The organism is Nocardiopsis sp. Huas11, assembly GCF_003634495.1.
Lineage (GTDB): Bacteria > Actinomycetota > Actinomycetes > Streptosporangiales > Streptosporangiaceae > Nocardiopsis.
Genome location: NZ_RBKY01000001.1, coordinates 4635694 through 4655794 on the forward strand (window position 1 = coordinate 4635694; position 20101 = coordinate 4655794).

Annotated in this window: 18 protein-coding genes; 9 read left to right on the plus strand and 9 right to left on the minus strand. The window is 66.9% G+C overall.

What is annotated here, in order from left to right; all coding sequences use genetic code 11:
• Positions 1 to 67: 67 nt before the first annotated feature.
• Entirely contained in the window at positions 68 to 997 is a 930-nt protein-coding gene (locus tag DFP74_RS20840; protein WP_121183927.1) for an aminoglycoside phosphotransferase family protein, read from the minus strand.
• Positions 994 to 2466 (minus strand): helix-turn-helix transcriptional regulator, encoded by a 1473-nt coding sequence (locus tag DFP74_RS20845; RefSeq protein WP_121183929.1) that lies wholly within the window; start codon positions 2464 to 2466, stop codon positions 994 to 996. Before DFP74_RS20845 ends, DFP74_RS20840 begins: the two co-directional genes overlap by 4 nt.
• 99 nt (positions 2467 to 2565) lie before the next feature.
• Between DFP74_RS20845 and DFP74_RS20850 the strand changes: the two genes are divergently transcribed.
• The 6 genes from DFP74_RS20850 to DFP74_RS20870 all read left to right on the plus strand — a co-directional run bounded on the left by DFP74_RS20850 (position 2566) and on the right by DFP74_RS20870 (position 6611).
• A complete protein-coding gene (locus tag DFP74_RS20850) occupies positions 2566 to 3135 on the plus strand; it encodes an ATP-binding protein (RefSeq protein ID WP_121188399.1) in 570 nt (189 codons plus the stop codon).
• A 5-nt stretch (positions 3136 to 3140) separates the two neighbouring features.
• Positions 3141 to 3434, plus strand: a complete 294-nt coding sequence (locus tag DFP74_RS20855) for a hypothetical protein (RefSeq protein ID WP_199725730.1) — start codon at positions 3141 to 3143, stop codon at positions 3432 to 3434.
• Positions 3435 to 3553: 119 nt separating this feature from the next.
• On the plus strand, positions 3554 to 3685 hold the full coding sequence (locus tag DFP74_RS34945) for a hypothetical protein (protein ID WP_255351839.1): 132 nt from the start codon (positions 3554 to 3556) through the stop codon (positions 3683 to 3685).
• A gap of 10 nt (positions 3686 to 3695) precedes the next feature.
• Entirely contained in the window at positions 3696 to 4877 is a 1182-nt protein-coding gene (locus DFP74_RS20860) for a cupin domain-containing protein (protein ID WP_121183931.1), read from the plus strand.
• On the plus strand, positions 4874 to 5788 hold the full coding sequence (locus DFP74_RS20865; RefSeq protein ID WP_121183933.1) for an aldo/keto reductase: 915 nt from the start codon (positions 4874 to 4876) through the stop codon (positions 5786 to 5788). The genes DFP74_RS20860 and DFP74_RS20865 overlap by 4 nt, the downstream gene beginning before the upstream one ends.
• Positions 5757 to 6611, plus strand: coding sequence for a phosphotransferase (locus DFP74_RS20870; protein WP_121183935.1), 855 nt, complete (start codon positions 5757 to 5759; stop codon positions 6609 to 6611). Before DFP74_RS20865 ends, DFP74_RS20870 begins: the two co-directional genes overlap by 32 nt.
• A 404-nt stretch (positions 6612 to 7015) precedes the next feature.
• On the opposite strand, the gene DFP74_RS33335 is transcribed toward DFP74_RS20870, so the two are convergent.
• On the minus strand, positions 7016 to 7237 hold the full coding sequence (locus DFP74_RS33335; RefSeq protein WP_147453895.1) for a hypothetical protein: 222 nt from the start codon (positions 7235 to 7237) through the stop codon (positions 7016 to 7018).
• 2639 nt (positions 7238 to 9876) lie between these two features.
• Between DFP74_RS33335 and DFP74_RS20880 the strand changes: the two genes are divergently transcribed.
• Together DFP74_RS20880 and DFP74_RS20885 are read left to right on the plus strand one after the other, a co-directional pair.
• The gene (locus DFP74_RS20880) at positions 9877 to 11364 is read left to right on the plus strand and encodes a site-specific integrase (protein ID WP_121183937.1); all 1488 of its coding nucleotides are present in this window, start codon (positions 9877 to 9879) and stop codon (positions 11362 to 11364) included.
• A 140-nt stretch (positions 11365 to 11504) separates the two neighbouring features.
• A complete protein-coding gene (locus DFP74_RS20885; protein WP_121183939.1) occupies positions 11505 to 12218 on the plus strand; it encodes a hypothetical protein in 714 nt (237 codons plus the stop codon).
• Positions 12219 to 12248: 30 nt separating this feature from the next.
• Here DFP74_RS20885 and fxsT read toward each other — a convergent pair whose 3' ends face one another.
• The 5 genes from fxsT to DFP74_RS20915 all read right to left on the minus strand — a co-directional run bounded on the left by fxsT (position 12249) and on the right by DFP74_RS20915 (position 18595).
• A complete protein-coding gene (gene fxsT / locus DFP74_RS33340) occupies positions 12249 to 14852 on the minus strand; it encodes an FxSxx-COOH system tetratricopeptide repeat protein (protein ID WP_158613036.1) in 2604 nt (867 codons plus the stop codon).
• Positions 14849 to 15277, minus strand: coding sequence for a hypothetical protein (locus tag DFP74_RS33590; RefSeq protein WP_158613037.1), 429 nt, complete (start codon positions 15275 to 15277; stop codon positions 14849 to 14851). Before DFP74_RS33590 ends, fxsT begins: the two co-directional genes overlap by 4 nt.
• Positions 15278 to 15696: 419 nt before the next feature.
• The gene (locus tag DFP74_RS20905) at positions 15697 to 16596 is read right to left on the minus strand and encodes a virginiamycin B lyase (protein WP_121183941.1); all 900 of its coding nucleotides are present in this window, start codon (positions 16594 to 16596) and stop codon (positions 15697 to 15699) included.
• A complete protein-coding gene (locus tag DFP74_RS20910) occupies positions 16593 to 17501 on the minus strand; it encodes an alpha/beta fold hydrolase (RefSeq protein WP_121183943.1) in 909 nt (302 codons plus the stop codon). The genes DFP74_RS20905 and DFP74_RS20910 overlap by 4 nt, the downstream gene beginning before the upstream one ends.
• Before the next feature lie 188 nt (positions 17502 to 17689).
• Positions 17690 to 18595: a manganese catalase family protein gene (locus tag DFP74_RS20915; protein ID WP_121183945.1), complete on the minus strand. Its 906-nt coding sequence runs from the start codon at positions 18593 to 18595 to the stop codon at positions 17690 to 17692.
• A 288-nt stretch (positions 18596 to 18883) separates the two neighbouring features.
• Here DFP74_RS20915 and DFP74_RS20920 point away from each other — a divergent pair, with 288 nt between their 5' ends.
• Positions 18884 to 19537, plus strand: coding sequence for a bifunctional 2-polyprenyl-6-hydroxyphenol methylase/3-demethylubiquinol 3-O-methyltransferase UbiG (locus DFP74_RS20920; RefSeq protein WP_199725731.1), 654 nt, complete (start codon positions 18884 to 18886; stop codon positions 19535 to 19537).
• Positions 19538 to 19889: 352 nt separating this feature from the next.
• On the opposite strand, the gene DFP74_RS20925 is transcribed toward DFP74_RS20920, so the two are convergent.
• Positions 19890 to 20084 (minus strand): ferredoxin, encoded by a 195-nt coding sequence (locus DFP74_RS20925; RefSeq protein ID WP_121183947.1) that lies wholly within the window; start codon positions 20082 to 20084, stop codon positions 19890 to 19892.
• Positions 20085 to 20101 lie beyond the last annotated feature (17 nt).

The following is a 20101-nucleotide window of genomic DNA, read 5'->3' on the forward strand; positions in this document are numbered from 1 at the left end:
CGGCACCCGGTGCGGAGGCTTTGGTGTGTCGGGATCGCCTCCCGTCACTCGAGACGCGTGGTGATGCCTACCGGTAGGTGGACCAGCGGGTGGTGGTGTCGCCGTGCTGGAGTGTGTCCAAACGGTGGCGCCACTGGGCGCGCAGGCCGGGGTTGGTGTTCAGGACCGGGAGGACACTGGTGACGAGCCTCAGTTCGCGGAGCTGGCGCAGGACGGGGAACCCGGGCCAGGTGAGGACGTCGAAGCCGTACTCGGCCGCGAGCGGGCTGTGGTGGTCTGTGGGGTAGTCCATGCGGACCTTGCCGACCGCGGCAGGGATCAGGTCCCATTCGCGGGGTCCGTAGCTGAGGCTGTCGAAGTCGCAGATCACCGGACCGTGGGGGGCGGGGATGAGGTTGCCCATGAACGGGTCGCCGTGGAGTACCCCGGCTGGGAGCTCGAACTCCAGGTCCTGGACCAGGAGCTCCAGGTGGTCAGTGCGCTCGATGAGGAAGACCCGGTCGGCCCCGGCCAGCCCTTCGGCGTCCGCGATGCGGCTGCGGATGCGTACGAACGGCTTCCACGACGGCAGCGCGAAACCCGGTGCGGGCAGGGCATGGATGTGCTTGAGGATGCGCCCCAGATCGGTACCGGTGGGTTCGGGCCCGGTGGAGGGGACCAGGTGCCAGAAGGTCGCCGTAGCCCCGACTGCCCGCACCGGTTGGGGGATCTCCTCCACCAGCCGCACCGTCGGAGCGTCGTGCTGGGCGAGCCACCGGGCCGCCTGGATGACGACGGGGACGCGCTCGACCACGGTGGCGGACCCGGCGATGCGCACCACCAGCCCCGCAGCCGGTAGTCGGTAGACGGCGTTGTTTGTGAACTTGATCAGCTCGGCGTCGTCAGCCGCCTTGGTGCCCAGCCCGGCCTCCTCGCACAGGGCCGCGAGAACGTCGTGGACACGATCGCGAGTGAGAGCGAAACGGAGGCCGGCGGAGGGGGCGGGAGTGGTGCTCATGATGTGCGAAGGGTAGCAATCTCGGCGGCCAGCTCCGCTGTCTCTCCCCGGGTTCGGTAGGCCAGGGCGGCTTGCTGGAGCGGGGCGAGCCGGTCAATGACGCGCACCGAGCGGACCTGGCGGGCGAGGTCCACGGCCTGGCGGCCGACGTGCACGCCTTGGTCGGGGTCGCCGTTGCGGATGTGGGCGGTGGCCAAGGTGGTCAGCTCGAAGGCCTGACTGCGGCCCATGGCCGGGCTGCGGGCGTCCACGGCCCGGTACAGGTGCTCAGTCGTGGCCGTGTACGCACGAGGTGAGGGTGTGGGTAGGGCGGCGTTGACGACCCCGGACATGGCGTCCAGGTCGGTTTCGTGGAAGAACCGCACCCACGGTGTCGTGTCCGCCTCGGCGCGGGCAAAGGCATCGTGCGCACGGGCGAGGGAGTCCATGGACCGCTTCTGGTCATCGAGGACGGCGTAGGCCCAGGCGGCGTTGGCGCACATGAGCGCGACAGTGCGCTCACATCCGGAGTCCTGGGCGGCGATCTGTCCCAGTTGCAGGAACCGTAGCGCTTGGAGGGTGTGGCCGCGGTGCAGGTGCAGGCGCCCCATCCGATAGAGCACGTTGGCCACCAGCGAGGGCTCCTCGATGTACTGGGCCTGTTCCAGCGCCAGGGACAGGTGCTCGGCCGCGACCTTGTAGTGGCCGACGTCGAAGCTCGCCCACCCGGCGAGGTTGTGCAGATCGGCGACGGCCCGGTAGAGCTGGAGGCCGAGCTGGTTCGCGGGTTTGGCCGCGCGCAGCAGCCGGTGGGCGTAGGCCAGGTGCGCCATGATCGCGTCCAGGCACGCTCCGCCTCCGAGTTGGTAGTCGGCGGCGCGCAGCGCCTTGGTGACCGTCTCGACGTGGTCCACGTCGGTTCCCGTTACCCGCCGGACGGGCAGGGGCGTCTCGGGGATGTTCGGCCCGCGCCACCTGTGGGGATCGATCTCCGCCGCACCCATGGTGACCTGAGCGGCATGCGCCAACAGCTTTGTGCTCTCGACGCTTTCCTGCTGCGTGCGGGTGGTTGTCACCCTGGGCGCCCCGAGCCCGTTGAGGAAGCGGCGCAGCTTCACGACGTCTTTCAAATCGCGCTTGTGCGATTCGAGCTGGGAGACCATCGACTGGGACAGGCCGGTCAACCGGCCGAGGGCTTCCTGGGACAGGTCGGTGCGTGAACGCAGGAGGCGTACGAGCGAGCCCGCGTCGAGGCGCCCAGCGGCCTCCTGCGCCTCAGACGCATCCCAGAATCCCTTGGGTATACAAGAACACCTTTTCTTCGCATTAGCGACAGATGCCCTCTCCCTGCCGCAATTCGCGCATATCGACACCATGGGTCCCTTGAACGGGGAAATGTTCGCACCCATGAAACAGGGCTCCTGGCCCGCCTGGCCAGCCCTGCTCGCAAAAGCATCACCACCGTAATAGCGATCATCACCCCTGTTCATGGGAACCGAAGACGCGTCAACCCAAAACTGAGAACTCGTCAACGACCTGGAACTGACGCACAAGGCACGGTGACCAGGCACGGGAGGACGGTGATGGGGATGAGGGCAGCACTGGTGGAACAGGCGGAGGACACGGAGACCGGCACCGGAAAGCGAGATGTTTCCCCGCTGCCCAAGCGCGCCACCGCACCTTCTGACCGGGTCCCGGTCCTGCTGGAGGTGAACTACGAGGTCACCGGGTCCGCGATGACCGTCCCCGGCGACGCCTCTTACGCCAAGGTCATGCGCCGCCGCTTGCGGACACTCGCATCCCTCCCCGACTGGGAGGTCCGCCCGATCGCGCTGCTCGCCTCGGAGCTGTTCAACAACTGCCTCCGCCACACCCGATCGGGCGATCCGGGCGGCGAGGTCACCATCAGCGTGTTCAAACTGGCGGGCCGTACCCAGGTGCGCATCACCGACGCCGGCCCCCGCGACGGACAGGTCACTGTTCCCCACCTGCGCCCGCTCGACCCCCACAGCGAGAGCGGGCGCGGACTGCACCTGGTCGCGACGGACGCGAGCCGGTGGGGCACCATCCACCACGACGACGGGCGCACCAGCGTCTGGTTCGAGGTGGACCGCATCGAGCGAAACCCCGACCGGCCCGCCGACCACGCCGAGCGGTGATCACGGTGGCCTGGGACATCAGGGACGACCACGACCAGTACCTGGCCGCCCGCCAGCTCCAGATGGCGCACCGGAGCCGCTGGCTCGTGATGTGGGGGCCGGGATCGCGGGCCTTCTTCGCCTTCTACCGAGGCCGTGCTCACATAACCCCGCTCTCCGCGCCCACGGATCAGGAACTGCACCGCCGGATCCTGCACACCGAAAGGATTCTCGCCACGGTGTCGCCCGTCGAGAGCATCGCAGCCAGCACCGATGCCACTGAACTCTCCCAGCTCATGACCACCCGAGCAGGGAGGTAAAGCGCCTCGCGGTCGGGCTCCGTCCAACCGACCACGAGGCATCGCGGTGACACAGCCCTGCAAGGAACGGGCCCCGTCACCGCACTCCACGAAGAAAACGAACGAAGGGAAAACCGCAGATGCAGAGCACGCAGTTCGACGGCGACCTGGTGGTCGCGGTCGAGGACATCCAGGCCGAGCGCAGCCGAGGCGAGCAGCCCTCCGACGGCGGCGGCACCGGCCGCTCCGACACCAACGACGGCATCCGCTAGGAGAACACCCGTGTCCGCTGATCTGATCAGCGGCCGTCTGGGCGGGGACCAGTTCCCCGCCCAGGTGCTCGGCCGCTCCCACCGCCGCTATGCCGCGAACGCCGCCCAAGCCACCGACTTCGCGCACCTGCTCACCTGGCCTGACCTCAACCAGCTCCTTGCCACCCGACGCCTCGATGTGCCCCGGATGCGGCTCTCGGGCGGGCAGACGGTGGACGTGGCCCAGTACACCCGTCTGCAGACCTACCGGCGTATGCCCAACTGGAACGCCCCGATACCGCATCTGTTCCACGAACAGCTCCGACAGGGCGCCACGCTGGTCGTGGACGCGATCGACGAGATGCACCCGCCCATCAACACCATGGCCGCTGCGCTGGAAGCATGGTTGGGCACCCGCGTCCAGGTCAACGCCTACGCCTCCTGGACCGCGAAGGAAGGCTTCGGCGTCCACTGGGACGACCACGACGTCATCGTCCTCCAGGTCTCCGGCCGCAAGCGCTGGCGGATCTACGGCACCACCCGCCAGGCACCCCTGTACTCCGACGTGGAGGTCGACAACGACGCCCCCACCAAGCCCATCGACGAGTTCACGATGGAACCCGGCGACGTGCTCCACGTCCCCCGGGGATGCTGGCACGCCGCATCGGCTTCGGAAGGAGAACCCAGCCTGCACCTAACCTGCGGGCTCAACACCACGACCGGCGCGGACTTCCTCGGCTGGATCAACGGACTGATGCGCGAACACGTCGAGGTTCGCAGCGACGTCCCCCGCAACAGGACCGATCAGGCGGCGTGGACCTATCGCCTGGCGGAGCTGATCACTCAACGGCTCCAGTCACCCGACGTGGTTGAGGAGTACTGGGACCACCTGAACCAGAAGGCGCCGGCAAGGATGGCGTTCAGCCTGCCGGTCGCCGTGACCGGGACGCTGTCGGCGTCCTCCCGGGTACGGCTGGCATCCCACCGGGGCACCGTGAACGAAGAGAACGGACAGGTGGTTCTCTCAGCTCAAGGACGCCGCTGGCGCCTGGCACCTCTGGCAGCCCCGGTACTCCACCGGCTCGCCGACCACGAACCGGTCACCGTCAAGGAACTGCACCGACTCGCCCCCGAGATCTCCGAAGACGCCCTGATGTCCCTACTACGTCGACTGATGGACGACGGCGCCCTGGTCTGGGAGGGCGAAGAGTGACCCTTCTCGGACTGGGCACCTACCGCAGCCGCGACGCCGCAGACTCGGCGCGCATCGCGGCTGCGGCCGATTGCCCGCTCATCGACACCGCCCCCGTCTACGGGCACGGCACCCACCAGAGCGCCATCGCCTCCACCCTGGAAGCCAACCCACAGGTGCGAATCGCCTCGAAGGTCGGCCACATGACCCCCGGCCAGGCCAAGGTCGCCGTGTCCAGCGAGGTCCTGACGGCGGAGGAAGCACGTGGCCTGCACAGCATCGCCGCCAACTACGTCCGCCACCAGATCACGATGAACCGGCTGGAACTGCGACGGCCGCGCCTGGACCTGGTGTACCTGCACAACCCCGACCACCACCACGACGGCGACCGCGCCGAGCTGCACGATCGAATCCGCGGCGGGCTCACCACCTTGGAGGAAGCCCGCACCGACGGCCTGATCACGGGGTACGGGGTCGCCACCTGGTCAGGATTCACGGAGGCCTTCAGTGTGCCCGACCTCCTCCGACTGTCCCGTGAAGCCTCCGGAAGCCCCGAGACCGGCCTGGCCGCCATCCAACTGCCCGTGTCACTGGTCAACATCGCCCCGATCAAGGACGCCTTGAACGGAAACGGACCCCTCACCGAAGCACACGAGGCAGGATTGGAAGTGTGGGCCTCCGCCCCACTCCACGGCGGCAAACTCGTGCACCTGGTGAACGAACGCCTCGCCCACCACATCAGCGACGGGGCCTCACCCGCCGAGGCAGCCCTCATGGTGACCGCCTCAGCACCCGGCCTCACGGGGATGCTGATCAGCGCCTCGAGTACAGGACACTGGTCAAGCGCGGCCTCGGTAGCGGGCCGCCCACCGCTGCCCGAGAACCGACTCAAGGACATCAGTGACCTCCTCCTCTCCCGAGAAAACGCCTGACCTGGAACAGGCGTGGCATCACGCGGTCGCGGCCCTGGACCTGGTCGCACCGCCTGATGCCGCGCTGCACCTCGGTGTGGGCGGCCGGACTCTGAGCGGTCCGGCCGCCACCTCTGAGGACTCTCCTGGCTGGCTTCGCGTCACGTCCGCCCCCAAACCCGGAGGGAAGGTGTGGGAAGGGGCTTCGCTCGCCGCCGAGCTGATCAGCGACGGTGTTCCCCAGCCGCGCCTGCTCAGCGAATACACCTGGGGAGAGGGACCGGTCTTCCAAGCACTGTTGTGGGAGCGGCTGCCGGGGAAGGTAGTGTCGGCGACCCCGGATCTCACCGCCCCTGTGAAGGCCGAAACCCGCTGGTGGAGCGGCCTACGCCAAGCCCTGGACGCTCTCCAAAGGGTTCCCAGGCCCGAGGGACGCCAGGTGTTCACCCAGGCGTTCGTCCACCGCATCCCCAACCACATCCCCGAAATCGCCGAGACCGGTATCGACACGACCGTGCGACGCTGGGTGACCGCTCACGGCGACCTGCACTGGGCCAACCTCACCGACAACCCGCTGAGCATCATCGACTGGGAGGGGTGGGGCGCGGCTCCGGCCGGGTACGACGCCGCCGTCCTGCACGCCTACGCCCTGCCAGCCCCGGAGACTGCGGCGAAGGTCCGCCAGGTCTTCGCCGACGTGCTCGACACCGACGACGGGCACCTGGCACACCTGATCATCTGCGCCGAGATCATCCAAGCGAGCGACCGGGACGAACTCCACGCTCGACTGGCCCCCTACGTGAGGCGGTTCGTTCCCGGACTGCTGGCCTCAACCTCGCAATAGCCGCAGGACACGGGGCTGCACTCGGTGAGCGGGGCCAGCGCGCGAGTCCCACACCCAGAGCAGCGAGACCAAGACCCGAATGGGTTTCACCGCGAGGGCGAGTTCCCTGCGGGCAGCAGCGATCGCGGACCGTAGACCCTGGCCTGCGCTGAGCGCGTCCAGGTGTCAGTGAGGGACTGCTACAGCGCCCGGCTCGCGACCGCCCTCAGACCGGTCTGACTGGCCCCACACCGCCCCGTGGGCGCGGGTGACCCCCTGTGCTGGGCGTCCGTGCCCACGGGGCGCTATGCGCGCGTCGGGCGCGTGAGGGCCATGTGGAGCCGTCGTCTCATGGCTCCTCATTTTCGGGCTCATGACTTTTCTGAGCCATCCGGGTTGAAACTTCTCGCGAGTATGGGGAAACATCAAAACTGCCGTTCGGCCCGGCTGAACACGGCCATTCCCATATGACCGAATTTATTCGCATGCCTGAAATGGGGTTCTTTGTCATGCCTGTGTTTGTCCTGAGAAACACCGGCCCTGACCTGCTCCTGGCGGGTGGTGGCGCCAGCTAACCGGGCTGATTGCTCCGTGTCGGGTGGGGTGAGGAAGCGCAGCTTCGAGGGGCGGCCGACCTTCGAAGCCATTGACACCCGCCTCGTCCAGAACACGGGCTCACGGTTTTATCGAGAAGACCGAAAGAGAAGGCGCCCCGGGCGGTGAGTCACCACCGACCCGAGGCTTGATCCCCCACCTGAATGCAGCAGGAGGAAGATCTATGAGTCATGGTACGGGTCGGCACCGCAGGTGCCGACGAGGATGGGTCAGCCGTGTGCGGTGGGCCGTGGGCGCGGTGCTCGCCACGATCATCGGAGTAGGGTTCGCGCCACCTTCGCGCCCGGCGGAGCTGGAAGCTCGGAAGACGTCACCGCAACGGAAACCCCCGAACACCGCGACCACGCGCCCGGCTCCCGAGCCGGAGTGGGTGCGGCGCTATGACGAGGCGCGGCGGTCCCACACAGATCGGGCGTGGTCGCTGTTCACAGAGGGCAGCAACGTGACCGAGCCCGATACCCCGGTAGAGCTGCCGGAGTTCGGCTGGTGTGTGGACGAGGACGGGGTGCGGGCGGTGCGCCCGTACCTGGTCGCGCACGAACAGCGCCAGCGGTCCAGGCGACGACGCCCGGCACCGCCTATCTCCCCCGCCAAGGCGGCGGGCCCGCGCCGGACGTTCGTGCCGACGTGGCCGCTACGAATGCCCCTGGTGAGTGGGACGAGCTGGCCGGGCTGATCCGCCAGTGGGACGCGCAACGGGCACTCGTGGTCTGATGTCGAGTCGCGGCTTGGGGGCTGTCTCCACCTGGAGGCAGCCCCTTCGGTGTCGGCCGGTGGTGGTCGGGGCGGGGTCGACGGCGACCTCGGCGGTGCCGGTGAGCGAGATCGACTCGGTGGTAACCGGCTTTCGTTGACCGGTATTTCGTTGGGATGGTGCGTTTCAAGGTCCTGTGCGACCGCCTGCCGGGCCGTGTCGGTGGTGCTGCGGAATGGAGAGAGGGAGCCTTCTTGAAATTCGATCCGCAGCGCTGATGATGCCGGTCCCTGTGGTCCCCTGAGTCCGGAGTGAGAACAATGTGAGAACGAAGTGAACCCGGGCCAACGGGTGGTCCGCCTCGTTGGACCCCCTCTCCAGTTGCATAATCGCAGGTCAGGTCCTACTCAAGTGGGCCAACGCGTGTCCAGACTTATACCCAGTGGGTAGTCATCCTCACGTAGGGGGCGGGCGGCGCCCCCGGCGAGCCGGAGACGCCCCCGCCCCTGGAAGCCTGCGTGGGCTCACCCACACCTTTTTCGGTGCCCCGTTCTCCTATCCTCTTATTCACTTTTCTCTTCTTTATAAGAACATGAATGAAAGGATCCTGTGTGCGGGTTTTTGGGGCGGCGATGCAGGCGCTCGGGTCGCCCAGCGCCGAGCGCTGCACGCCCCCTCGCCCTGCACCTCCTCGTGTGGTCTGCGGAAGTGGGGCCTGCGAGGCGCGGCGGGGTCGGGCCGTCCGGTGGGTGGGATCCACGCGGTGGTCACCGGTATCGGTCGCGTCGGGTGTGGGGCGTGGTCTTTCGAGGTTGGCGACACCGAGAGGGAATGCGAGCATTATTGGCATCATGCTCACGTTTTAGTATGGGCCGGTAAGTGGGCCTGTGACTGGGCCTATGGGCGGGCCGGTAAGCGGGCCTGTGGGAGGGCCGCTTTGAACGGAGCACCCCAGCGTCGTTATCAGTGCAGGTCGGGGCCGCTGCGGGTGGGCCGATGGGTGCCCAGACTTATACCCAGTGGGTACTCATCTTCACGTAGGGCGGGCGGCGCCTCACGGTGTGAAGGCGTCGCCCGCCCCCGCTCCCTCGAGGCGGTACCCGTGTCCTGCCTTCGTCTCTGCGGTCCATTCCCCTCTGTGTCCAGGTCTGTGCCCCCTTTCCCCTCATAGGAGGGCCACGAGGTGGGTCCCCGAGTTAGTGGCGCGGGTGGAGATCGCCCGCCTCCGTGGCCTGGATGATCCTGGCGTTGTCGCCTCGGGCGCGTCTTCTCCGGTCTGGTGGGGTTGTGCTCCGCGCTGGGCGAAGCGGACGAGGTCTTGGCTACTCATCTCGCGACGTTGTGAGATCTCAGATTCGATGTCGAATCCGTCCTGGGGGCGTCTTATTAGGGGGTTATCAGGGCGAGACGACGACGCGAGGAAGAGGTCTGCCGATGACGAGACCCCACTACCTTCACCTGACGCCACCTCCGTGGCCAGTAAATCGCCCCTGGGGACGGGGCCGTTCGGGGGATGCCTGTGCGGGGTTGTCCCAGCCTGGGGCGCGTGGGGCCACCAGCGCCCCGACGTCGGCCCCACCGCCCGGGGCCGGTTCATCACCCCAGGGTGCGCCGTCTGGGGCGGTCGGGCCGTCTGGTGGCCCCGCCCTAGCCAGCGACGGTTCCCGACCCGAACGGTCGCGCAGGGGGAACGGGGCGAATCCTCACCAAACGGACAGGGGGCCGAGGTTCTCCGTGAATCCGGTCGGCTCCTTGCCGGTGGTCCTGGACCCGGTGACGGCTGGGCGGATGCTCGGACTCGGGCGGACCACCACCTACAAGCTCCTCCGAACGGGGACCTTCCCCGTCCCGGCTCACCGGACCGCGAGGACCTGGGTCATTCCCACAGCCGGGGTGCTCAATTTTCTCGGTCTGCCGGTGGGCGGTGGTTGTGGCGGGTGTGGTGCGCGTGGCAACAACTCGGAGGTGAGGTCGTAGATGGCATCACGAGAAGGATCCACGTTCAAACGGTGCGGGTGCCGCGACGAGGCAACAGGCAGGGCGATGGGGGTGAGGTGTCCTCAGCTCAAGCGCAGGGGTGGGGGTTGGAATCCGTCCCATGGTGCGTGGGCGTTCCAGTACGAACTCCCACGCACCTCAGACGGCAAGAGGCGTCAGGCCCGCAGGGTCGGACTGGCCACGCACACCGAGGCCGTCGAGGGCTTGGACCAGGTCAAAGCCCTCATGGCCCTGGCCTCGGGGGAGGAGGATGTCGAGGTGCAGGTCGCGGACCTGATCCAGACCGCGCTTGCCCAGCGCCGACCACTCCCGGATGTGGAGGAGGTCCGCAAGCGCATCGGCACCGGGGTGGACGTGCGCGCCCAGGTGCCCACCGTCGAGACCTGGCTGAAGGAGTGGTTGGACGGTAAACCCGACCTCGCCCTCGGAACCCGGGCGTCCTACGCCGGCCACATCCGCAAGTACCTCGTCCCGCACCTGGGCCGGCGGAGGTTGGACAAGCTTCAGTCCCGCCATGTCGAGGCGATGTTCGCCTCGATCGAGGAGGCCAACATCCACATCCTGGAGTGCCGCGAGTCCGACGATGCGAAGGTGAAGGCGTCGGTGCGCGGGCAGCGGGTCATCTCGCTGTCCACGAAACACCGGATCAGGGCGACGTTGCGCAGCGCGTTGTCGGACGCGGTGCGGCGTCCGGACCTGCCGGTGTCGGTGAACATTGCCTCGCACGTGCGCCTCCCGTCGTGCCCGAGGGTCAAGCCGATGGTGTGGACCCCTGACCGGGTCCGCCAGTGGAGGGTGGACGGCACGGTGCCGGGTGAGGTGATGGTGTGGACCCCGGAACAGACGCGCGCCTTCCTGACGCACGCGAGTAAGTACCGGTGGCTGTATGCGATGTTCCACCTCATCGCCGCCAAGGGCCTGCGCCGGGGTGAGGCAGTTGGGTTGCCATGGTCGAACACTCGGTTGACGGACGGGCAGGTCGATATCCGCGTCCAGGTCGTCCAGCTTGCGTGGGAGACGGTGACCACGACGCCGAAGAGCGCGGCGGGCCAGCGCACCATCACCCTCGACCAGGACACGGTCAAGGTGCTCAGGTCGTGGAAGAGGTTCCAGAACGAGGAGCGCCTCAAAGCAGGCACGAGCTGGACGGATACGGGGCTGGCGTTCACCCGCAAGGACGGGTCGGGGTGGCATCCAGCGCAGGCCAGTGACTGGTTCTTGCGGATCTCGCGGGCGGCGGGGTTGCCGCCGATCACGCTGCACGGGCTCCGCCACGGGGCCGCCTCGCTCGCGCTCGCCGCGGGAACGGACGTGAAGGTCGTCTCCAACCAACTGGGGCACGCGACCGTCCACTTCACCCAGGACACCTACCAGACAGTGTTCCCGGACGTCGCGAAAGCGGCAGCCGAGGCGACCGCGTCATTGCTGCGCGGGTCACCGGTGCCGGTGAAGGCCCCGGTGTCGTAGCCGGACCGGCGAGCACACCAGGAGCGAGAGAGCGGCTCCCACCCCGGGCCAGCACACGGGTTCACCCCGACTGGCCTGGGGTTTCCCCATGCCCGAGGGTGTTATCCGATCGGATCAAAGGTCTCCTCTAAAGTGAGCCGATGGTCGAATCTGATATCAGGCAACCCCGGGAAGCGTTCGCCGCCCACATGGTCGAGGTCGAGTCCGAGGTGCTGGAGCGGCCGGAGCGGAACTCGGTGGGTGGCTGGCCCTTCCTCGATGACGGCCAGGAGTGGCCAGAATGTTTCTGCGGCGAGCGGCTGGTGCTGTTCTTCCAACTCGACCTTCCCCCTGAACTGGGGCCTTTCGGAGGTGACCACCTGCTGGTCTTCCACTGCCGCACGCACAACGAGGCCGCCATCGCGGAACTGTCCGACGACGGTCGGCTGGTACCCCGGTACTGGGACGCCCCGCAGGAGCCCTATCCGCGCCCGTTCTGGCGTGTGCTGCTCCAGCGCAGTGCCACGCGGTCGTTGGCGGAACCGGAGCCGTCCCTACGTGCACGGGCGCTGACCCTGCGGTCCTTCACGGACGTTCCCAACAAGCGGGGGAAGGGAGCCCAGACCTTCAAGGTGGGAGGTGCGCCGTCTTGGGCGCAGGACCCTGAATACTACCAGTGCGCGTGCGGCGCCGATCTGGTATACGTGTGCCAGGTGCCGGAAGACATGCAGTTCGCCATTCATCCGGGTCAGCCGGAGCAGCCTGACGGCTCTGCTACCGACGCCTATGTGCTGTTTCTGGGCAACGAGGTCTACTTGTTGGCCTGCCCGGAACACTGCGATCCGGCGGCGGTCTGGCCGGTGAACCAGAACTGAGCCGATCGGATCAAAGGTCCCCTGGCCGCGTCACGTATCGGACAGTTCGTCTTGCCAGCGCCGAAGCAGGGACCCACTTCTTTGAGCTTCTGGGTGGTCAAGTCCGAGTAGCCGTTCCCGGTCGCGGACCAGGTCTTTGAGGAGCTCCATGGCTTTGGCCGCGTCACCGGACTTGTAGGTCCAGTCGGCGAGGTTGTGGCGGGTGGCGAGGGTGTGAGGGTGGTCGGGTCCGAGGACGCGTAGGCGGTCGGCGAGAAGTTCTTCGAAGGAGATGGCAGCTCTAGCTGGGTTTCCGGCCTTGCCCTGCCAGTGGGCGAGGCGGCTTCGCGTAGCGAGGGTGTCGGGATGGTCAGAACCGAGGATGCGTAGGCGGTCAGTGAGAAGATCCAAGTAGGCGCTGACGGCGCCGGATTGATCACCCGATTGGCCACGCCAATGGGCGAGGTCGCCCCTGGTGGTGAGAGTGTCCGGGTGCTCGGGGCCAAGCACACGCATCCGGTCGTTGAGCAGGCGTTCAGATGCTTGAGCAGCCTCACTTGGATTGCCCGCCTGCCCCCTCCACAAGGTGATGTTCGCTCTAGTGGTCAGTGTGTCCGGATGATTAGGGCCGAGAATGCGAAGTTGGTCTGGGAGAAGTTCTTTCGAAAGGCTTTCTGCTCTGGCCGGGTTTCCTGTCTCACCGTGCCAATAAGCATAGTTGGCCCTGGTGCTTAGCGTTTCCGGATGGTTGGAGCCCAATGTCTTTGGCATTTCATGAAGAAGTCGCTTGTAAACATCCAATGCTTCGCTGAATCGGCCTAATTGCCTGCAAGTGCTGGCGATATTTGCCAAAGTGGAGAAGGTGTAAGGATGATTGGATCCGAGGGTATACTCTTGTTTTATTAGAACTTTTTTGAATCCATCGAGGGCTGCGTGGAAGTTCCCTGTCCTCCCGATCATATTTGCGAGATTGGCCATGGTCATGAGAGTGGATGGGTGATCAGGGCCAAGGATTTCCAGTTGGTCTGTTAAAAGGTCCTGAAACATCTTAACGGATTTACTGGGCTTGCCGGATATGCCTACCCAGTAGGCGAGATTGGCGCGCGCAATAAGAGCGGAAGGTTGTTTGTTTCCCATTCTCTTCTGTGTTTCCGCAGTCATGTCTTCCCAGTATTTTACTGTAGTTCCGACTTGGCCTGTCTGGCCCAGGCTCAGTCCAAATCGGAAGAGTACGATATGGCCGCCGGTTTCCCATAGCCAATCTCTTGTGCTTTCGGTCTGCGATGCGCCGTGGTTTTTGAGGGCTGTGGTGTTGTCTCTTAATAGTTGGACTAGAGTCGTGTTGAGTTCGATCTCCGGCCAGACTTCCAACAAGGCATCTCCGAGTGCCCAAACACTCTTTCGCGTGGGTTGGGTCGCGGCGTGCTCACGTGTAGCGCGCTGCACAAGTTGGTGGGCTCCAACAAGGATGTCTGTGGGCTCTGTTTCTCCGGGATCCAGGGGAGGAGTGGTACGTGTGATGAGGTTCAACCGGTGCAGACTGGCCAGGGCAGTGCGAGCTTCATGCGCTGTCAGAGGAGATGTGGCTGGCTTGGTCGGGGCAGGGGTAGCTGGATTGCGGGTACGGTAGAAAGCGAGGTATGCCAGGACCGCTGCGGCTGTGAGTACGCGTTCGGGGATACCGCTCCCGTCCAGGAGTGCAATCAGCCCCATCATAGGCCTGGCCACTCCCTTCGGACTGAAGGTGTCAGCTTGCTGTACGGATAGCTCCCAGGTGGCGGCAAGTGGGGTGTGGGTCTCCCAATCAGGGAATACTTCACCTAGAATTCTTACACGGTCACGGAAAAGTTGGAGGTAATCGGTGCACCTCATCCCCAGTTCGGCCATATAAGTAATCGCCTGTCCCAACGCCAAGGGGAGAAACCCCAAGGTGTGGGCGAGATCCACTAATTCCTCGGTGTTGTGAGGGACATCGGCCTCATTGAGTGCGTGTGTGAGGAACGCGTGGGCTTCGTCAGGGGTGTAGATGTCCACATCAAGCAGGCGGCGGCCTTGGGTGCTCAGGGAGTGATCGCGCCTTCGCGTGGTAACCAGGACCCGTCCGTGGGGCTGGTCATGCGGCGGCCATAGATCCTTGACCATGGTGGGGTCGGCCAGGTCGTCCCAGACGATCAGCCACCGCCGATCCTGGTGCTTATTGGGGTCTTGCAACCACGTGAGGAAAAGCTGTGCGGCGTCCTCGGGGTTCTCCGGAACAGTGGTGAACAGCTGCTGGGCGGCTTGGGCGTAGGCAAAGGTGATTTGCTCTCGACTGGCGGCGTTAGCCCATACCAGAACATCCACTCTCGACCCAGAGTCGGTGATGCGGGCCAGGGCACGGGCGTGGCGTGCGGCTAGTTGGGTTTTGCCGACGCCGCCGGTGCCAGAAAGCACCTGGCGGAGTACTACGGTGCCGAAACTGTTCAGGGCGGTGTCGAGCTGATCGGCGATGGCCCGGTGCTGGTAGTGGCCTGCCTGCTCAGGGATGGCACCGACGCGGACGGGCCAGTCGACCTTGCGTGCTGAATAGTGGTGGTTGACCTGTTTGCCGACCACCTGTCCTCGGAAATCACCGCTGCTGAGATTGATGTGGTCGCTGCCGTAAGAGGTGCTCACCGCTCGGGAACCTGATCTGCATCGTCGTTTGGTGTTGGCCAAGGGCGGTTGATCTGTTCGCCGATCACCGTTTCGTGGAAGGTACCGTCTCGGAAGTCGATGTGGTCGCCACCGTAGGCGGTGTTCTCCACGTGCATGTCCCGGCTTTGGATGACGGTGCTGCTGGAGGCGTTGCCGTTCACCGTGCTCGCGACGTCGCTTCCATCGCCTGTACGTGGAGGTGGGGTTGGGGTGGAGGGTCGGGAGGTGGCGGCCCAGGCGATGGCGAGGATGAGCGCCAGTGCGGTGGTGATGCCCGCTGGCCATGAGGCGGCTTCCCGGCCGTCGCGCGTACTGGGGCCGCCGCCGAACCATAATCCAGCCCCCAACTCGGCCGAGATTGCGACGCTTGCCGCTGTTGCCCGGATCCACCTTGCCCTGTTCATGCCATCTGATTGTGGCGCGTGAATCCCGGCAGGGTAAGGGGTTTCGGCGGAAACGGCCGTATGCGGCCTGCGCGGGTGGGTGACACACAGGGCCGCCAGCGCGGGTGTTGGGGCGGCTGTGGGGCGCTGGTGGGCGCACGCGGAGCGCGTCGACGGCAAGGACCGCAGGGTCACGGGATGGCAAAGTGCTCCGCGAGGTGGCCCTCCACCTGTACTGGACCTTGCACTGGGGAGCACACGCGGAGCATTTCAGGCCCGGATCCGGGCCTCGCGCCTCGTCTGTTCGACTCGCACGCCCCATTTGACCTGGGGTTTTGTGGCGCACCCGGCAGGATTCGAACCTGCGGCCATCGGATGAGAAGTCCGGTGGGGGATCGAGTCGGCTTGAGATGAAGCCCGTGAGGTGCGATGGGCGGGGCTCAGGGGCGGAGAGAGGCGACAGTTCCGATCTCCAACGCCGTCCACACCGTGCCGTCGGGAGCGAGCGTGATGCCGTGAGGCTCGCTGGCGGGGGTGGGCAGATCGAACAGGGAGATGTCGCCTTCCGGCGTGATGTGGCCGATCCGGTTCGCGCCCCACTCGGTGAACCAACATCCGCCTTCGGGATCTGCGGTGATCGCGTGGGGGCGTGCGTCGCGTCGGGGCAAGGGGAACTCCCGGACCTCTCCGTCCGGTGTGAGGCGGCCGATCTGGCCCGCGGTGATCTCCACGAACCACAGGGCGTCATCAGAGCCCTTGGTGATGCCGACCGGGCCCGCGCCGGCGGTCGGGAGGGGGTGCAGGTCCACGTTTCCGTCGGTGGTGATGCGTCCGATGGCGTTGGCCTGGTTGAGGGTGAAGTACAACGCACCGTCAGGGCCCGAGGTGATGAATGTGGGGAACCCTCCCTGCGTTGGCAGTGGGAACTCGGTGACCTCCCCGGCCGTGGTGATACGGCCGATCCGGTCGGCGTTCATCTCGGTGAACCACAGTGCTTCGTCGGGCCCGGTGGTGATACCGAAGGGGCCGGAGTCCGCTGTCGGTAGTGCGAAGGAATCCGTCTTGCCGTCGGACGTGATCCGGCCGATTCTGTGGTCCCGAGCGCGAGTGAACCAGGCTGCGCGGTCCGGCCCCACGGTGATGACCGAAGGTCCGCACACGGAGGAGTCCAACGGGTGCAGAGTCACGGAACCGTTCGGTTCCCTATGGGCGACCTGGCCCTGGTGGACGAGGGTCACCCACAGGGAGCCGTCGGTAGGGGCCGCAATGCCGTAGGGACCTGCGCCTGGTTCGGCCAGCGGGTATTCGCGCACAGGACGCTGCTGAGGACTGTCGGTCACGTAGGCTCTCCGGATTCTGGGGCGGGTAGGGGGTTCACGAGGTCCAAGATGATGCGGGCCAGCTCCGCGGGCCTGGCCATGGTCACGTTGTGGTGCCCACGCATCACCACGAGCGTCCGGTCCGGGCGGGCGGCGATGACGTCCCGTACTTCGTCCCGGCGTCCGGCGTAGAACCCCTCGTCGGGGAGCACGATCGTGAGCGGGCAGGTGACGTGTTCGTAGACGTCCACGCTGGGGTAGACGGCGGCCTCCGGCGCGGCCGCGCTGATCACCGCGATCTGTTCGGGCGTGGGCCGTCGCAGTCGGGTGCGGGCTCCTTGGGTGAAGGAGCGCTCCAGCACGTCGCGCACCAAACCGGGGCGGGAGCCTCGGTTCAGATCGTCCTCCTGCGCATCTCGAACGCACTGCTCGATGTAGGCGTGCGCCTCATCAGGGGTGGCCGACCATCCGTAGCGGAATTGTGTGCGCAGCCCTTCGCCCGCTTCGGGAGTGCTCCACTGCGACTGGTCCGCCACGGCCTTCTCACGGGTATTCAGGACGAGTCCGTCGACCACGCACACGGCGGCGGGCCGGAGCAACCCCGCCGCGGCCACGGCGGCGACGGCGTAACCGCCCAGGGAGTGCCCGACCAGGACGGGATTCTCCCAGCCCAGGGCCCGAGCGGCATCGGCCAGGTCGCGCCAGTACTGTTCGGCGTTCTGGGAGTCGACAGCGGTGCGCCCGTGTCCGCGCAGGTCCACGGCGACGACTCGACAGTGATCGGTCAGATGCGTCGCGACGTCGGCCCAGGCCGCTGCGTTGTGCCCGCTGCCGTGGACCAGAAGCACCGGTGTGCCCGCGCCGCCGAAGTCCAGCCCGGCCAGGGTGTCCAGGCCGAGGTCGAGTGTGATCTCCCGAATTCTCACCAGCCCATCCTGGGCTCAGGGCATACGACGTGCAACCGTATTTCCTCTGCCGAGGTGGGGGTCGAGGAGGATGACTGCACGGAAAGGGAGGTGATCCGGTCGCGATCAGTCGCCCCGAGGACGCCCGGCTGTGTGCGCGGGGCAGCACCACGCCAGGAGCGGCGCTACCCCGCTTCGCCCGATCGGGCTTACTCCAGGACGTCCTTGATCTTGTCCTTCAGCCCGGGGCGCTCGGTCGCGCTCGATGCTCCCTTGGCCGAACCCTCACCCCCGGGACCGGCGAAGGTCCCGTACAACTTGGGGTCGGGGGGAGGCGCGGAGGCCGGCCCGCCGAGCGGCTCGGGCTGGTCGAGGTAGCGCAGCTCGTGCTCGCCGTCGGGGGCCGGGCGCGAGGACCACCGTCCCCCGGCCGCGTCCGTGCCGTCGGAGAGTCCCCAGATGGTGTTGGCGTGCTCCTGGTTCTCCTCCTCGAAGAGCGCGTCGGGGGCGATCTCCCGCTCCAGTCCGTCCTCCTGCAGCTCCTCGATGGCCGCCAGCCACATGTTCTGGTGCACGGTGTCACGCGCCAGGTTGAACTGGAGCATGGCTTTGACACCGGGGTCGTCGGTCATGTTGTACAGGCGCGCTGTCTGGAGCCGGCCCTGGGCCTCGGCCGCCGCGTTGGCGCGGAAGTCCGCGAGCAGGTTTCCGCTGGCCACGATGTACTTGCCGTTCCACGGCGTGCCCGCCGAGTCCGCGGGCACGGCGCCGCCGCCGGCGACGATGGCCTGCTGCGGGTTCATACCGCCGACGATGGCGGCGATCGCCGGGTCCTGGACCGCCTTGGCCACCTTGTCGGCCGGCGCGCCCTCCAGGAGCCGGGCGACCATGGTCGCCAGCATCTCGACGTGGCCGATCTCCTCGGTCGCCACGTCCATGATCAGGTCCTTGTACTTGCCTTCCATGCGACAGTTCCACCCCTGGAACAGGTACTGCATGGTGACGGTCATCTCGCCGTAGGCACCACCGATGAGTTCCTGCAACTTCATGGCGTACAGGGCGTCGGGCGCCTCCGGCTTGGCTTCGAACTGCAGGTGCTTGGTGTGACGGAACATGATGAGACCAGCTCGATCCTTGGGATAGCGGGCACGTTGTCCCGCGCCGACTACCCGGGGGCCGCCTCCACATTCGACTGTTGTCTGAACTTTGACCGGCCCGCTCCGGATCGGTCACGCACCCGGCTCCCCGCACAAGCCCGCGTCAAGGGAGGACTTCGTCGGCCCCCTTCGGGCAACACGATCGAGGTCGGCCAAGCGCCCCCTGTCCCTTGCGCACGGAGCATCCGTCCACGCGGCATACTCGACGGTGGACGCGCACGATCGCCGCGAGCTCCGGGAGGCGCTGTGGGAGAGCAAGAGCCTGACAATCGCTGGGCCGAACTGACCGGTGGGCGCGGCGGTGCGCGCTACGCGGCCAGGTTCGCCGAGCTGGCCGCCTCCGGTGCCGACGTGCACGGCGAGGCGCGCTTCTGCGGGGTGCTGCTCGACCCCGGCGCGCGCGTGCTCGACGCGGGTTGCGGTACCGGGCGCGTCGCGATCCGGCTCGCCCAGGAGGGATACGACTGCGTCGGCGTGGACGTCGACGCCTCCATGCTCGCCGAGGCGCGCAAGGCCGCCCCGGACATGAGGTGGCTGGAGGCCGATCTCGCCGAGACCGACTCCCTGGGGCTGGAGCCGGACTTCGACATGGTCGTGGCGGCGGGCAACGTCATTCCGTTGCTCGCGGAGGGGACCGAGGCGGCGGTGGTCGCCTCCCTGTCAGCGCTGTTGAAGCCCGGGGGCCTGTTCGTCGCGGGCTTCGGCCTCGATGCCGCTCACCTGCCGCTGACCTCGGCGCCGGTCACCCTGGAGGACTACGACCGCTGGTGTGCGCGAAGCGGGTTGGAGCCGGTGCGGCGGTGCGCGACCTGGGACGGCGACCCCTACACGGGTGGCGGCTACGCGGTGAACGTGCACGTGCGCGCCGCCGTGTCCCCGCGGCCGGACGGTCGCGTCTGAGCGATGAGCGATGAGCGGTTCGGGTCGGTTCTGGGAGTGGCCGGCCCGGCCCCTCGTGCGCGTGCCCAGGACGACGACCGCGCTGTGGCCAGGGTGCACGATGTGGCCGGGGGCGGCCTGCCCGTGTAGACGCGCCGCGGAGCCGGGGCAGACCAGGAGCTGCGCCGGTCGGCGGGGTTCGAGGTGTCGGCCTCGACGTGGAACCGGTTCTTCGCCGCACCGGACACGTGGGTGGCGTGGGCGCCGCACGAGGACCTGCTGGACCACCGTCCGTTCCCGATGATCGAGAAGACCAGACCGATCAGCGTGATCCTGTCAGGCTGTCAGGCTGTCAGGCCGTCCACGGATGGACTCACTCCTCCAGAGAGAGGGCCTGGCCAGGGCACACGTGTACCGCTTCGCGTGCCTTCTCGACCAGCTCGCCCTCCGGTGTCGCGTTCAGCACGATGATGGTGCCGTCGTCCTCGCTCTGGTCGAACAGTGCGGGCTCAGTGAGCACGCACTGTCCGGCACCGACGCACTTGCTGGTGTCCGCGATGATCTTCACGGCCCTCTCCTCCTGGG

Excerpts from the sequence above, each read along its gene's own strand:
- DFP74_RS20845 (WP_121183929.1), bottom strand. The coding sequence starts at position 2,466 with ATGAACAGGGGTGATGATCGCTATTACGGTGGTGATGCTTTTGCGAGC.
- DFP74_RS33590 (WP_158613037.1), bottom strand. The coding sequence starts at position 15,277 with ATGAACAGGGCAAGGTGGATCCGGGCAACAGCGGCAAGCGTCGCAATC.
- DFP74_RS34945 (WP_255351839.1), top strand. The coding sequence starts at position 3,554 with ATGCAGAGCACGCAGTTCGACGGCGACCTGGTGGTCGCGGTCGAGGAC.
- DFP74_RS20880 (WP_121183937.1), top strand. The coding sequence starts at position 9,877 with ATGGCATCACGAGAAGGATCCACGTTCAAACGGTGCGGGTGCCGCGAC.
- DFP74_RS20915 (WP_121183945.1), bottom strand. The coding sequence starts at position 18,595 with ATGTTCCGTCACACCAAGCACCTGCAGTTCGAAGCCAAGCCGGAGGCG.
- DFP74_RS33335 (WP_147453895.1), bottom strand. The coding sequence starts at position 7,237 with ATGGCTTCGAAGGTCGGCCGCCCCTCGAAGCTGCGCTTCCTCACCCCA.
- DFP74_RS20850 (WP_121188399.1), top strand. The coding sequence starts at position 2,566 with ATGAGGGCAGCACTGGTGGAACAGGCGGAGGACACGGAGACCGGCACC.
- DFP74_RS20885 (WP_121183939.1), top strand. The coding sequence starts at position 11,505 with ATGGTCGAATCTGATATCAGGCAACCCCGGGAAGCGTTCGCCGCCCAC.
- DFP74_RS20840 (WP_121183927.1), bottom strand. The coding sequence starts at position 997 with ATGAGCACCACTCCCGCCCCCTCCGCCGGCCTCCGTTTCGCTCTCACT.